Annotated in this window: 13 protein-coding genes; 2 read left to right on the forward strand and 11 right to left on the reverse strand. The window is 43.1% G+C overall.

Annotation, left to right across the window (positions count from 1 at the left end; translation table 11 throughout):
- The first annotated feature begins 41 nt into the window (after positions 1-41).
- On the forward strand, positions 42-746 hold the full coding sequence (locus KX728_RS08055) for a CD20-like domain-containing protein (protein WP_215804320.1): 705 nt from the start codon (positions 42-44) through the stop codon (positions 744-746).
- 50 nt (positions 747-796) lie between these two features.
- Here KX728_RS08055 and KX728_RS08060 read toward each other — a convergent pair whose 3' ends face one another.
- Together KX728_RS08060 and KX728_RS08065 are read right to left on the reverse strand one after the other, a co-directional pair.
- Positions 797-1,513: a YebC/PmpR family DNA-binding transcriptional regulator gene (locus tag KX728_RS08060; protein WP_000532891.1), complete on the reverse strand. Its 717-nt coding sequence runs from the start codon at positions 1,511-1,513 to the stop codon at positions 797-799.
- Between the two features lie 96 nt (positions 1,514-1,609).
- Positions 1,610-2,980 carry an MATE family efflux transporter gene (locus tag KX728_RS08065; RefSeq protein WP_215804319.1) on the reverse strand — a complete coding sequence of 457 codons (1,371 nt, stop codon included), beginning with the start codon at positions 2,978-2,980 and terminating at the stop codon, positions 1,610-1,612.
- Between the two features lie 109 nt (positions 2,981-3,089).
- Between KX728_RS08065 and KX728_RS08070 the strand changes: the two genes are divergently transcribed.
- Positions 3,090-3,644, forward strand: a complete 555-nt coding sequence (locus KX728_RS08070) for a GNAT family N-acetyltransferase (protein WP_001054828.1) — start codon at positions 3,090-3,092, stop codon at positions 3,642-3,644.
- Positions 3,645-3,775: 131 nt separating this feature from the next.
- On the opposite strand, the gene KX728_RS08075 is transcribed toward KX728_RS08070, so the two are convergent.
- The 9 genes from KX728_RS08075 to rpoC all read right to left on the reverse strand — a co-directional run bounded on the left by KX728_RS08075 (position 3,776) and on the right by rpoC (position 13,670).
- A complete protein-coding gene (locus tag KX728_RS08075; RefSeq protein WP_000415527.1) occupies positions 3,776-3,970 on the reverse strand; it encodes a PspC domain-containing protein in 195 nt (64 codons plus the stop codon).
- 129 nt (positions 3,971-4,099) lie between these two features.
- Entirely contained in the window at positions 4,100-5,251 is a 1,152-nt protein-coding gene (gene recA / locus KX728_RS08080) for a recombinase RecA (RefSeq protein WP_001085520.1), read from the reverse strand.
- 54 nt (positions 5,252-5,305) lie between these two features.
- On the reverse strand, positions 5,306-6,562 hold the full coding sequence (locus tag KX728_RS08085) for a competence/damage-inducible protein A (RefSeq protein WP_000642672.1): 1,257 nt from the start codon (positions 6,560-6,562) through the stop codon (positions 5,306-5,308).
- Positions 6,563-6,634: 72 nt separating this feature from the next.
- Entirely contained in the window at positions 6,635-7,675 is a 1,041-nt protein-coding gene (lytR, locus tag KX728_RS08090; protein ID WP_000592175.1) for a glycopolymer--peptidoglycan transferase LytR, read from the reverse strand.
- A gap of 4 nt (positions 7,676-7,679) precedes the next feature.
- Complete coding sequence (locus KX728_RS08095; protein WP_000455515.1) at positions 7,680-8,201, reverse strand: GNAT family N-acetyltransferase; 522 nt, start codon at positions 8,199-8,201, stop codon at positions 7,680-7,682.
- Positions 8,191-8,634 (reverse strand): tRNA (adenosine(37)-N6)-threonylcarbamoyltransferase complex ATPase subunit type 1 TsaE, encoded by a 444-nt coding sequence (gene tsaE, locus KX728_RS08100; RefSeq protein WP_000556959.1) that lies wholly within the window; start codon positions 8,632-8,634, stop codon positions 8,191-8,193. Before tsaE ends, KX728_RS08095 begins: the two co-directional genes overlap by 11 nt.
- 83 nt (positions 8,635-8,717) lie before the next feature.
- On the reverse strand, positions 8,718-9,341 hold the full coding sequence (locus tag KX728_RS08105) for a hypothetical protein (RefSeq protein ID WP_215804318.1): 624 nt from the start codon (positions 9,339-9,341) through the stop codon (positions 8,718-8,720).
- A gap of 134 nt (positions 9,342-9,475) precedes the next feature.
- On the reverse strand, positions 9,476-9,895 hold the full coding sequence (gene ndk / locus KX728_RS08110) for a nucleoside-diphosphate kinase (protein WP_049501265.1): 420 nt from the start codon (positions 9,893-9,895) through the stop codon (positions 9,476-9,478).
- A 109-nt stretch (positions 9,896-10,004) separates the two neighbouring features.
- Positions 10,005-13,670, reverse strand: coding sequence for a DNA-directed RNA polymerase subunit beta' (gene rpoC, locus KX728_RS08115; RefSeq protein ID WP_215804317.1), 3,666 nt, complete (start codon positions 13,668-13,670; stop codon positions 10,005-10,007).
- Position 13,671: the final 1 nt, after the last annotated feature.

Genomic DNA, 13,671 nt, shown 5'->3' on the forward strand with positions numbered 1-13,671 from the left:
TAATAAGCACTAACTACAGTGGATAGAAATCCATTCACTCGATGAAGGGAGAAAACGTTCAAATGAAACCAGAAGAACAAAGAGTTTTAGGAATCTTAGCAACCATTTTTGGAGCCATCGCACTTTTAGGATCCTGGATCCCGTTTATTAACTATCTATCATTTTTCATCGCCATTGTCGCATTTATCTTGGGGATTATCGGCCTTATCGTCAACCTCAAAAAACGAAAAACAATGGCCATTATCGGAACATCCCTGGCAGTTGCCTCTGTTGTACTTTTCTTTACGACCCAAGTACTGTACGCTAATGTCTACAAAGAGTTTGTCAGGGAGTTTAACCGTTCCTACAGCGAGGCAAGTGCCTCAATGGAGCGCGAAGAAGAAAGCGACTTGACAGATGATAGCGCCTATTCCATCCCTGAGGAGGAAGAAGACGACACCTTCACCTGGACCCAAAAAGAGTTTGACGCCTTAATCGAAGGTGACCTTGACAACAAAGGAAAAGGTGGTACCAACTACAAGGATATTATCAAAAAACACGGACTACCAGACTCCGAGTTTGACTCCACTATCGGAGGGTACGATACGAGAAAAATCACCTATATCTCCATTGGTGACAAGATCAAGACTGTTACCTTAACTTTTGCAAAACAGGAAAATGGACAGCTCCTGCTCGTCCAAAAACATGCAGTCGGTCTGAGTCAAGGAAAAAGCAAGCAACAAAACGACTCTGAAAGCAGAGTCTAAGTTCTAATATCAAAAAAAAAGAACAGCTAGTAAAACTGTTCGTTTTTCTATTAGAATCCATCTACGTTTGTGTAGATCTTTTGTACATCTTCGTCGTCTTCAAGGACGCTGTAAAGTTTTTCAAAGGTTTCAAGGTCTTCGCCTGACAATTCCACTTCAGACTGAGGAATCATTTCCAATTCAGTCACTTGGAATTCTTCGATGCCAGACTCACGAAGGGCAACGATAGCCTTGTGGAGATCTGTTGGAGCAGTGTAAACAGTAATTGTTCCTTCTTCTGCTTCTACATCGTCCACATCCACATCTGCTTCGAGCAAGAGTTCAAAGATGGCATCCGCATCTTCACCAGCAAATACGATCACACCCTTGTTGTCAAAGAGGTAAGAAACCGAACCTGAAGCACCCATGTTTCCGCCGTTTTTACCAAAAGCTGCACGGACATTAGCTGCGGTACGGTTGACGTTTGAAGTCAAGGTATCCACAATCAACATAGAACCATTTGGTCCAAATCCTTCGTAACGTCCTTCTGTAAAGGTTTCGTCTGTGTTTCCTTTTGCTTTATCAATCGCTTTATCGATAACGTGTTTCGGCACTTGGGCTTGTTTCGCACGGTCGATAACGAATTTCAAAGCAGTGTTTGATTCTGGGTCTGGATCCCCTTTTTTAGCTGCTACATAGATTTCTACACCAAATTTTGCATATACTTTAGAGTTAGCTCCATCTTTAGCCGTTTTCTTGGCTACGATATTGGCCCATTTACGTCCCATTAGGAATCTCCTTTTTTCACATTTTAATCTTTCTTATTATAACACAAGTTTTTTCGATTTTCACTAGAGGAAATGGATTTTGTTCAGCAAACCCAGCTAGTATTGTCCTTTGGCTGCCAAGATTGCCTTGCCTTCTTTTATCAGGGGATGGCGGAAAAGTGAAAAGTACAGTTGTGTAGTCATGGCAACCCAGATAAGGGGTTCACAAAGGATAACCCCCCTATAGCCTGCCCAAGGGATAATCAAAACCACAAAAACGATTTTCCCGATGAGTTCTATAAAGCTGGAAACTAGAGGAAGGACTTTCTGCCCCAAGCCCTGCAAGCAATTACGATAAATCAGCAAGAGGCTCAAAATCGGATAAAAGACTGAACTGATTTGCAGGTAGAGGCTACCATTTTCTACCAAGTAAGTATCTGTCGAACTGGCCAAGAAAGAAACCAAACTAGGACTGGCAAAAAAGAGGAAGATACAAACAAAACCTGCCCAGGACATGCTCAGGCGACTCCCAATACCAAGTCCTTGAACAATGCGGTCTGGTCGCTTGGCCCCGAGATTTTGAGAGGCAAAGGTCGTCATAGCAGAAGAAATAGCAGTCATCGGAAGGAGAGCAAAAGCCATAATGCGTCGAGCTGCTGTTTGGGCACTAATAATCATAGCTCCAAAAGTATTGACCGAAGATTGTAAAATCACACTACCGATAGACACAATGGAACTCATCAAACCCATAGCCAAACCTTGCTCTAAAAGATCCGCGTACAAGGCCTTGTCCCATTTAAAATGCTTGAGTTGAGGAAGCAGTTCTGGAACACTCTTACGGATATAATAAAAGCAGAGAACAGCTGATAAGCCTTGCGAGATGATGGTAGCAAGCCCCGCAGATTGAACTCCCAGATGCAGTTGCGTAATGAAATAGAGATCCAGAACCACATTGACCAAGGCAGAAAAAATCAGAAATCCAAGAGCTGCTAGACTGTCTCCAATGGACCGCAACAAACCTGCAAAGAGATTATAGGCAAAGCTGACGCCTACACAGGTCACAATCATAGAAATATATTGATAGGACTGAGGAAGGATTTCTGCAGGAGTATCTAAATATTGCAAGAGTGGATACAGACCGACAAATCCCATCAGCATGACCACAATGCTCAAAAGAGCACCTAAAATCCAGGTAGCTGCTACTGCTTCCTTGATCTTTGTAAAATTCCGAGCCCCATAATAGCGGGCAATGACGATCCCCATGCCATTGCCAACACCAAGCGTAAAGCCTATAATCAAGTCAAAAATGGCAGTTGTCGCCCCTACTGCTGCCAAGGAATCTTGACCAAGAAATCGTCCAACAATCAAGACGTCAGCTGTATTATAGAGCTGTTGGAAAATATTTGACAGCAAGATTGGAAAGGCAAAGCTTAACAGCGCAGGAAGAATAGGACCATGTATCAAGTCCACGGATCGTTTCTTATTCATAAAGCTATTATATCAGCTTTCTAAAGGAGCGACAAGGCTCTATCACTAAGTTTGCAATCAATTGCTTACAGAGAGACAATTTGCTATAATCAAGAAAAGGAGGTCATTTATGAATTTGACCAGTCAATTAATAACCGATGCATTTCCCGATCTGGATAAGGTTGAAAAGCTAAACAAGGAAGCTTTCCCCAAGGAAGAACGAGTCCCTCTATCCGAGTTCTTGCGCTATCAGGACCGAGAAGACGCTCACTTTTTTGCCTTTTATAACCAAGAAGAGTTTGTCGGCTTTGCTTTTGCCATCTCCAATCAAAAAGCTTTTTATATCAGCTTTTTTGCCATCATGCCCCACTTGAGAAGCCACGGATATGGAAAAGAAATCATCGAAAAGCTGACTGATTTTTACCAGCGAACCATGTTATTGGAAGTCGAGCGATTGGACGAAGAATGCGATAACTTGGAGCAGAGAAAGGCACGCATGGACTTCTACCGCCAAAATGGTTTCAAAACAGCCAATGCTTTTCTAGAGTACGAAGGTTTGAGTTTTGAAATTCTCTACCGTGGCGACTATTTTGACGAAGAAGCCTATCGCGACATCTTCCAAAAGCTACAGAATGAACATTATTTTGACTTTCATATAGAGTATCGTCGTTTTAGTGACCATTAAACAGGACTTATCCATCCAGTGAAGAACCTCTCTTTTTCGATAGAAGCTACATATAAAAATGCATGTAATCTACGATTACATGCATTTTTTATTTTCAACTGATCAGAATAAACTTTTATTCTCTCTATGGCTTAAGCTTCTGCATTGCCTTCCGGAAGAAGGAAGTAGAGAATAGCATAAGCTAAGATTCCAGAACCACCAAGTAGGGTGAAGATAATCCAAAGTGCACGAACAAGTGTGTGGTCCATGTTAAAGTAGTCACCGATACCAGCACAAACACCAGCAATCTTTTTGTCTTGTACGTTTCGAACAAGGCGTTTTTCCATTATAGTAGTCTCCTTTTTATAGAATGATTTAATTTTTTTGATTAAATACTCTTTTATTACGCTTTTGAAGCTTATGGAGACTTAATATTTAAACATAAAAAGCAGAGAAAGACTTCTCCGCTTTTATTTTTAATCTTCAATTTCGATTTCGAGTCCGTCGCCTAGGTCAAGTGTTACTTCTTGGTTAGGTGCTAAATCTTCTGCAACAGAGGTAGGAGTTGTTCTTTCTTCATCTTCAATCAAACCATATTGAACACGGACTTGGTGGTCAATGGCATCAAAGATTTCTGGGTGATCCGCCAAGTATTTCTTAGCATTTTCAGATCCTTGTCCGATTTTTTCACCCTTGTAAGAGTACCATGCTCCCGCTTTTTGGATGATATCGAGATCACTTGCAATCTTCAAGAGCTCACCAGTCTTAGAAATTCCTTCTCCGTACATGATTTCAACAAAGGCTTCCTTAAATGGTGGAGCTACCTTGTTTTTCACGACCTTGATCTTGGTTTCCTTACCGACATTGGTATCTTTTTGATCACCAGTTCCCTTGATTTGTGTGCTTCCACGAACATCCAAACGGACTGAAGCGTAGAATTTCAAAGCACGTCCACCAGGTGTTGTTTCTGGATTTCCAAACATGACTCCAACTTTTTCACGCAATTGGTTGATAAAGATGGCAATTGTTTTGGTTTTATTGATAGAAGCACCAAGTTTACGCATGGCCTGGCTCATCATACGAGCTTGCAAACCAACGTGACTATCTCCAATATCCCCATCAATTTCCGCACGAGGTACAAGGGCCGCAACCGAGTCGATAACGACAAGGTCAACTGCACCTGAGTCAATCAATTTTCCAGCAATTTCAAGACCTTGCTCTCCTGAGTCTGGTTGTGACAAGAGCAATTCGTCAATGTTCACACCAAGGGCTGCAGCATAGGCTGGGTCAAGAGCATGTTCCGCATCGATAAAGGCTGCAATACCACCTTCTTTCTGTGCTTGCGCAACAGCGTGAAGGGCAACCGTTGTCTTACCAGATGATTCTGGTCCATAGATTTCGATGATACGTCCTTTAGGATAACCACCTGAACCAAGAGCAATGTCCAGAGCCAATGAGCCTGAGCTCATCACTTGAACTTTTTGCTCCGCGCGCTCACCCAAGCGCATGATTGAGCCTTTACCAAAGTCTTTTTCGATCAATTTAAGAGCATCGTTCAATGCTTTTTCACGGTCTGCTCCAAATTTTTTCCCAATTTCATCTAATTTTTTTGTTGGTTTTTTCGCCATTTTGTTCTCCTATATTCTACTGGTCCTTAGACCTATCTTTCATTATACCAAAATTTAGTCACTTAATAAAGCCTTGCGAACTAGGTTAAAGGCATGCATGACCGCAATATGTCGGACATCTGCTCGACTCCGTCCTGCGATATTAGCCTTGATCACCTCTGTCCCTTTGGCATGTGCCAGTCCAATAAAAACTGTACCAGCTGGATGACCCTCTAGGCTATCTGGCCCAGCTACACCTGTCAGACTGACTCCATAATCAGACTGAGTCTTGATCCGTGCCTGCTCTGCCATTTTTCGAGCCGTAAACTCAGAAACAACCCCGTGTTCTTTTAGCTCTTGCTCGGAAATATCCAACATCTTGGACTTTTCTTCTAGGCTGTAAGTGACAAAACCGCCATTAAAGATTGCTGAAACGCCCGAAAAGTCTGCTAATGTCGCTTGAAAGAGACCTGCCGTCAAGCTTTCTGCCGCAGTAATGCTTTTCTGTCTCTTCTTTAGCTCTTCTACAACGACACTTGCGAGGCTGGTTTCTTCCCCATATCCGTAACAGATGTCTCGTAAAGAAATTCCCTCGAAAGTTTGGCGACTCAAGATTTGATTTTCTAAGATATCCAGCGCTTGATCAGCCTTTTCTTGACTAACTGCTTTTGTAGACAAGCGCAAGGTCACTTCTCCTGTTTTGGCATACGGCGCCAAAGTCGGATCGGTTTGATGGTCAATCAAATCCGCCAAAATGGTCACCAACTGACTCTCCCCAATTCCAAAGAAACGGAGCACACGTGAGTATAACTTGGTACCAGTCATTAACTTAGGTAAGAGTTGATTTAAGACCATAGGTTTCAATTCACTAGGTGGTCCCGGGAGGACCACGTAGGTCACGCCATCCACTTCCGACACCCCTCCTACTGCTAAACCTGTCTCATTTGGCAGTGGAGTCGCCCCTTCTACAATTTGGGCTTGGCGCTCATTATTCGGTGTCCGAGCATAGTCAGGTCTATGAGCAAAGAAAATATCCAGTTTCTCTTGCGCTTGAGGGTCAAACACTAGATCTTTTCCTAAAAATTTTGCCAGGGTTTGTTTGGTCAAATCATCCTCAGTTGGTCCCAAGCCCCCTGTCAAAATCACAAGATTACTACGTTGGCTCGCAATCTCCAGCAAGGACAAAAGACGAGCTTCATTATCTCCAACAGCAGTTTGGAAATAGACATCTACCCCGATTTCGGCTAGTTTCTCTGATAAAAACTGAGCATTGGTATTGACAATCTGCCCTGTTAAAATTTCTGTTCCGACAGCAATAATTTCTGCTTTCATGTTTCCTCCTACTTATCTATTCGAATTTTTTTGAAAAAATCGCAGGAAATTTCCCACGATTTGATTCTTTTCTTATTCTGCTTCTTCGTTTGAAGCGTTCGTACTGGTTGAAGGAGCTGTCCGACCAAAGGCTGTTTCGTACAGTACCGCATTGGTTTCCAATTCTGTCACTGGCTCTTTACCTAGCGAACTACGCAAGAGATTTTGCATCTCGAGCATATGTTCTGAAGTGACAATCTGATAAGAAATTCCCTGTAGCTCAGCATCTTCCCCACGCAATTGATGCGTTTCGATATTCTTGAAAGAATCTTGATAGCCGAGCAATTGTGGAATGCTTTTAGCTGACAAGTCCACATTGGTCTGCATGTTATCACTCAAAGCTTTGAGGATACCTTGATAATGGCTCACACTGTTTAGGCTCAAAACCTTCTCAACGATTTTTTGAATGACTTCACGTTGACGTTTTTGACGACCATAGTCTCCTTCTGGGTCTTGGTAACGCATCCGTGAATACACCAGAGCTTCCTCACCATTCAAGGTTTGTTCTCCAACACCGATGGAAATCTTATTAAACTCCTCTTGGTCAGCAATCGAAATTGGGAAACCAAGTGTATTGTTGACGGTGATCCCACCAACTGCATCCACCAATTGTTGAAGCCCCTGCATGTTAACCATCACATAGCGGTCAATGTGGATATTCATCATCTTTTGAATAGTAGAAATTGCAAGTTCTGCACCACCATTAGCATAGGCCGCATTGAGTTTGGCTTCCTGAACTTGACCGTTTCCAGTCTCAATCTTGGTCAAAATATCCCGTTCCAAACTCATCATTGTGGTTTTCTTTGTTTTGGGATTAACCGTCAGGAGAATCATGGAATCACTATTTCCCGCCCACGGGTCTGTACGTTCCACATTTCCCGTATCTACCCCCATCAAGAGGATAGTCAGAGGCTCCGTCGCTTCGATAACATTGGTTTCTTCCCCGATTTTTTTGTAAGTCTTTTTACTTAGGGTTTCTGTTCCCTGTTGGTAGATGGTATAGCCATAAACCGCTACACCTAAAACTGTTACTGCTAGGAAACCTAGCACCATTCCAATTAATTTTTTAATCATCTCGTTATTCATTTATCAGCTTGCCCATAAGACAAACATCTAAAAATATCCCTTCTGCTAAATAGGCTCCTCTTTCTTGTAAGCCTTCTGTGATGAATCCCATTTTTGAATAGAGGTGGATCGCAGCCTCGTTTCGTTTTTGTACACTGAGTTGCAAACGGCACAAGACACCACTGGATTTAGCCCACTCGATGCCTTCTTCTAGAAGTATAGTCGCCAAGCCTTGGTTCCAGAATTTCTTTCGAACTGCTAGAAAAACATCACCGATATGTCGAACTCTTAAATGTTGGTCTGCTGTGATATTTAAGACTCCTGCAATCTCATCATTCAGTAAGGCGAGGAGAGTAATTTGATTCTCTGATGCAGCTTGTTTTTCGATAAAAAGAGCCATTTCAGAATCTGTCATCATGATACCATTTTCATCCAAGCTAGTAAAATCTGTCTCTTGACCGACACAATCTAAAAATGCAATTAAGGCTGTAGCATCTGAAATCTCTGCCTCACGAATACACAACTCATACTCCATCTTGAAGCTCCTTGATGAGTTGTTCAGCCCGAGAGCCATGAGCTGTAAAATGAAGACAACGACCCTCAGCTTCTTTCAAAATTTCCAACTCCAAGTAAGAATCTGGTAAATCTTCACCCAAAAGATGCCCCCACTCAATAACAGTCACACCACCACCGAAGAGAAACTCATCCAAGTCAATAGAATCAGCATCACCTTCGATACGGTAGACATCCAAGTGGTAAAGTGGCAAACGCCCTTCGTACTCTCTGACAATGGTATAGGTTGGACTTTTAATCATTTGACGGATATCCAAGCCCTTAGCAAGGCCTTTTGTAAAGGTTGTTTTACCCGCACCCAACTCTCCAGTCAAGATCAGAACATCGTCTTTTTGAAGCAAATGACCTAATCTTTCTCCGAGAGCTAGAAGCTCTTCTTCATTTTTTGTGTGCATGCTACTATTATACCAAAAAGTTTTCTTTTGTGTGAATTTTCTTTATGGACTTACTATAACAATTTTGAAAAATTCTCCTCTACTTAAAAGAATACAACTATTGAAAAAACAAACAGGATATCCCGAATCAGGTGCCCATAAAAGGAGATTTCCCTTTGAATACATTTTGGAAAAAGGAAACGTGCGCATAGAAAACCAATACTGATATAAAGGAGAATCGAGGAAATCACTAAGGGATTCCTCAAGAAAACCAACGTGGCTAGAACGGAAATGACGACTGTTTTCTTTTTATTTAGGTGATTTTCTATATCGCGAAAAATTTTATCAAAAGGTAAGAAAATCAATAGATCTACTCCTAGCAAGAAAAAGAAGGAGGGTAAAAAGAGGTCAACCAATTCCTGCTGCAATTTGCTAGTGGTCTGGATGCTTTCTGAGAGAACCAGACAGGTTGCCAGAAGATTGACTACTAAAAGGAGGCAATAAACCAGACTCACTTTCTTTTGAACATGTAAAATACTATGTCTAGACTGGTCTGCTGTATGGAAATAATTTATCCCAGCACAAAGAACAGAAAATCCTACTATCAAAATCAAAAAATAAGCATTGGTCTGTTTTAAAGATAAAAAGGATTCTTTCCATAATAGACAACTAGAAAAACTAATCTGGATGACTGCAATCAGTAACAATAGGCGAATTGATTTTACCATTTCTTTTCCCTCCCTATATGGGATTATACCTTGTGAGGAGTTTAAAATGATTGTTTCCGCCTCAAGTGTCCATTTTTTGTGCTCAACTGACCAAAAAACAGCTCTGTTGTGTACAGAACTGTTCTTTTACCAGTCTAATCCTTAAACCAGAGAGCAATTTCGCGTTTTGCAGAAGCTTCCGAATCGGAGCCGTGAACTACATTTTGAATGGCTTGATTGTCTCCTGCAGCCTTGGCAAAATCTCCTCGGATAGTTCCTGGCAGAGCTTCTTCTGGACGAGTAGCCCCCATCATGGTCCGCCAAGTTTCAATTACTTTCGGACCTGATAGAATGCCCACCACTACTGGTCCTGAAGTCATAAACTGACGGATAGGAGGATAAAAACTTTTTTCAACCAAGTCTTGATAGTGTTGGTCAATCAAAGCTTCTGAAACTGTTGAGCGTAGCTCTAATTTTTCGAGTTTGAAACCTCGTTGTTCCATTCTTTGCAGAATTTCGCCAACCAACCCTCTTTTCACACCATCTGGCTTAATGATAAAGAATGTTTGTTCCATATGGACACCTCCTTGGCATTTTAGTTCTTCTATTCTACCATACTTTATGAAAAAGTGGGAAAATTTTCTGAAATAAAACAAGAGAACCCAAAGGTTCTCTTGTTTGCTTTTATTCTACTGTTTCTTCAACTTGGATTTCCACAACTTCCTCTACAGGAGCAAGTTCTGCCTCTTCTTGTTCTGGAGCCAGATATTCTGCTTCATTGATAGCTTGTGGTTCAAGGTTACGGTAGCGAGCCATACCAGTACCAGCTGGGATGATCTTACCGATGATAACATTTTCCTTGAGTCCAAGGAGATGATCTTTCTTACCACGGATGGCTGCATCTGTAAGGACACGAGTTGTTTCCTGGAAGGAAGCCGCTGACAAGAAACTATTTGTTTCAAGTGAGGCTTTGGTGATTCCCATAAGAACTGGGCGACCAGTCGCTGGAACTCCACCTGCGATAAGAACATCCTTGTTAGCATCTGTAAAGTCGTTGATATCCATGAGGGTACCCATAAGAAGGTCTGTGTCACCTGGATCCATGACACGAACTTTACGGATCATTTGACGAACCATTACCTCGATGTGTTTGTCACCGATTTCTACCCCTTGGCTACGGTAAACTTTTTGTACTTCACCGAGGAGGTAGGTTTCAACTGACAAGACATCACGAACAGCAAGGAGACGTTTTGGTTGGATAGAACCTTCTGTCAATGCTGCACCGCGAGAGACTTGGTCTCCAACTTCGACACGCATACGTGCTGTAAATGGAACCACGTACTCACCTTCGCCAGTTTCACCCTTAACAAAGACTTTCTTGGTACGAGTTGACGCGTCTTCTTCGATAGCTGTAACTTGTCCTTTGACCTCTGTGATGACCGCTTCCCCTTTAGGATTGCGGGCTTCAAAGATTTCTTGGACACGAGGAAGACCCTGAGTGATATCGGTATTTGAGGCAACCCCACCCGTGTGGAAGGTACGCATTGTAAGCTGTGTACCAGGTTCCCCGATAGATTGGGCAGCGATTGTACCAACTGCTTCACCAACTTCAACTGCATCACCAGTCGCCAAGTTGATACCGTAACAGTGACGGCAGACACCATGACGAGTGTTACATGTAAATACGGAACGGATAGTCACTTCTTCCACACCAGCATTGACAATTTCACGCGCCTTGTCTTCTGTAATCAACTCATTTGGACCGATGATCACTGCACCAGTTTCTGGATGTTTAACAGTTTTCTTAGTATAACGACCATTGAGACGTTCTTCGAGAGACTCGATCATCTCTTTTCCTTCTGCGATAGAACGAATCAAGAGACCACGGTCTGTTCCACAGTCGTCCTCACGGATGATAACGTCTTGAGCAACGTCAACCAAACGACGAGTCAAATAACCTGAGTCGGCTGTCTTAAGGGCCGTATCGGTCATACCTTTACGGGCACCGTGAGTTGAGAAGAACATTTCGAGTACTGACAAACCTTCGCGGAAGTTTGAAAGGATTGGCAATTCCATGATACGTCCGTTCGGAGCGGCCATCAGACCACGCATACCGGCAAGCTGTGAGAAGTTTGAGATGTTACCACGGGCTCCAGAGTCCATCATCATAACGATTGGGTTCTTAGGATCTTGGTTGGCAACCAAACGTTTCTCCAATTTTTCACGGGCAGCACGCCATTCAGCTGTAACAGCGTTGTAGCGCTCGTCGTCTGTAATCATACCACGACGGAATTGTTTGGTGATTTGTTCTACACGTTTGTGTGATTCTTCGATGATTTCAGCCTTGTCTTCAACAACTGGGATATCTGCAATACCCACTGTCAAACCTGCAAGAGTTGAGTGGTGGTAACCGAGATTCTTCATGCGGTCAAGTAGGGCAGAAGTTTCTGTCGTACGGAAACGTTTGAAAATTTCAGCGATGATATTCCCAAGGTTTTTCTTCTTGAATGGAGGGTTGAGTTCAAGATTGCTGATTGCTTCCTTGATATCTCCACCTAGTGGCAAGAAGTATTTAGCTGGAACACCTTCTATTAAGTTGGCATTTGTTGGTTCTTGCAAGTAAGGCAGACCCTCTGGCATGATGTCGTTGAAGAGGATTTTACCAACTGTTGTCAGCAAGACCTTGTGTTTTTGTTCTTCAGTCCAAGGTTTGTTGAGGCTGTCTGTCGCGATACCAACACGTGAGTGGAGGTGAACATAACCATTGCGATAAGCCATAACAGCTTCGTCACGGTCTTTGAAGACCATTCCTTCCCCTTCACGACCAGCTTCTTCCATAGTCAAGTAGTAGTTACCCAAAACCATGTCCTGAGATGGAGTAACAACTGGTTTACCATCTTTCGGGTTCAAGATATGCTCAGCAGCGAGCATCAAGATACGAGCTTCTGCTTGGGCTTCTTCTGAAAGCGGTACGTGGATGGCCATTTGGTCCCCGTCAAAGTCGGCGTTGTAGGCTTCACAGACAAGCGGGTGCAAACGAAGGGCCTTACCATCGATCAAGACTGGCTCGAAAGCTTGGATACCCAAACGGTGAAGGGTCGGTGCGCGGTTCAAAAGTACTGGGTGTTCTTTGATTACTTCTTCAAGGATATCCCAGATACGTTCGTCTCCACGTTCCACCAAGCGTTTAGCTGCTTTCACGTTTTGCACGATGTCACGGGCAACGATTTCACGCATGACGAATGGTTTAAAGAGCTCGATCGCCATTTCACGTGGCACACCACATTGATACATCTTAAGCGTTGGACCAACGGCGATAACAGAACGTCCTGAGAAGTCAACACGTTTACCGAGCAAGTTTTGACGGAAGCGTCCTTGTTTCCCTTTGAGCATGTGGCTCAATGATTTCAGTGGACGGCTACCTGGTCCTGTGATCGGACGACCACGACGACCATTGTCAATCAAAGCGTCAACCGCTTCTTGAAGCATACGCTTCTCATTTTGAACGATGATACCTGGTGCATTCAACTCAAGCAAACGAGCCAAACGGTTGTTACGGTTGATAACACGGCGGTAAAGGTCATTCAAGTCAGATGAGGCAAAACGGCCACCATCCAACTGCAACATTGGACGAAGATCTGGTGGAATAACTGGAAGGATGTTGAGAATCATCCATTCAGGTTTGTTTCCAGACTTGTAGAAAGCATCCAAAACATCCAAACGACGGATGGCTTTGACACGTTTTTGTCCAGTAGCTGTCTTCAACTCTTCTTTGAGTTCGGCAATTTCTTTTTCAAGATCTACTTGTTTCAAAAGGTCTTGGATGGCTTCGGCACCCATTTTGGCAACGAATGAACCATAACCATACTCACGCAAGCGCTCACGGTATTCGCGCTCTGTCATGATAGACTTGTGCTCAAGTGGAGTATCCTTAGGATCAATTACCACGTAAGCCGCAAAGTAGATAACTTCCTCGAGGGCACGAGGACTCATATCAAGGGTCAAGCCCATACGGCTTGGAATCCCCTTGAAATACCAGATGTGAGATACAGGAGCTTTCAACTCGATGTGCCCCATACGCTCACGACGAACTTTCGTACGCGTTACTTCAACCCCACAGCGGTCACAAACAATCCCTCTGTAACGAATGCGTTTGTACTTACCACAAGCACATTCCCAGTCTTTTGTAGGACCAAAGATGACTTCGTCAAAGAGTCCTTCACGTTCTGGTTTCAACGTACGGTAATTGATTGTTTCAGGTTTTTTGACTTCTCCATAAGACCATGAACGGACTTTGCTTGGAGAAGCTAGGGTGATTTGCATACTTTTAAAACGATTTACATCAACCACT

The organism is Streptococcus oralis (assembly GCF_019334565.1).
GTDB classification, from domain to species: domain Bacteria; phylum Bacillota; class Bacilli; order Lactobacillales; family Streptococcaceae; genus Streptococcus; species Streptococcus oralis_CR.

Bases quoted from the DNA above. Each gene is read 5' to 3' on its own strand.
- KX728_RS08055 (WP_215804320.1), top strand. From the start codon at position 42: ATGAAGGGAGAAAACGTTCAAATGAAACCAGAAGAACAAAGAGTTTTA.
- KX728_RS08060 (WP_000532891.1), bottom strand. From the start codon at position 1,513: ATGGGACGTAAATGGGCCAATATCGTAGCCAAGAAAACGGCTAAAGAT.
- KX728_RS08065 (WP_215804319.1), bottom strand. From the start codon at position 2,980: ATGAATAAGAAACGATCCGTGGACTTGATACATGGTCCTATTCTTCCT.
- KX728_RS08070 (WP_001054828.1), top strand. From the start codon at position 3,090: ATGAATTTGACCAGTCAATTAATAACCGATGCATTTCCCGATCTGGAT.
- KX728_RS08075 (WP_000415527.1), bottom strand. From the start codon at position 3,970: ATGGAAAAACGCCTTGTTCGAAACGTACAAGACAAAAAGATTGCTGGT.
- recA (WP_001085520.1), bottom strand. From the start codon at position 5,251: ATGGCGAAAAAACCAACAAAAAAATTAGATGAAATTGGGAAAAAATTT.
- KX728_RS08085 (WP_000642672.1), bottom strand. From the start codon at position 6,562: ATGAAAGCAGAAATTATTGCTGTCGGAACAGAAATTTTAACAGGGCAG.
- lytR (WP_000592175.1), bottom strand. From the start codon at position 7,675: ATGATTAAAAAATTAATTGGAATGGTGCTAGGTTTCCTAGCAGTAACA.
- KX728_RS08095 (WP_000455515.1), bottom strand. From the start codon at position 8,201: ATGGAGTATGAGTTGTGTATTCGTGAGGCAGAGATTTCAGATGCTACA.
- tsaE (WP_000556959.1), bottom strand. From the start codon at position 8,634: ATGCACACAAAAAATGAAGAAGAGCTTCTAGCTCTCGGAGAAAGATTA.
- KX728_RS08105 (WP_215804318.1), bottom strand. From the start codon at position 9,341: ATGGTAAAATCAATTCGCCTATTGTTACTGATTGCAGTCATCCAGATT.
- ndk (WP_049501265.1), bottom strand. From the start codon at position 9,895: ATGGAACAAACATTCTTTATCATTAAGCCAGATGGTGTGAAAAGAGGG.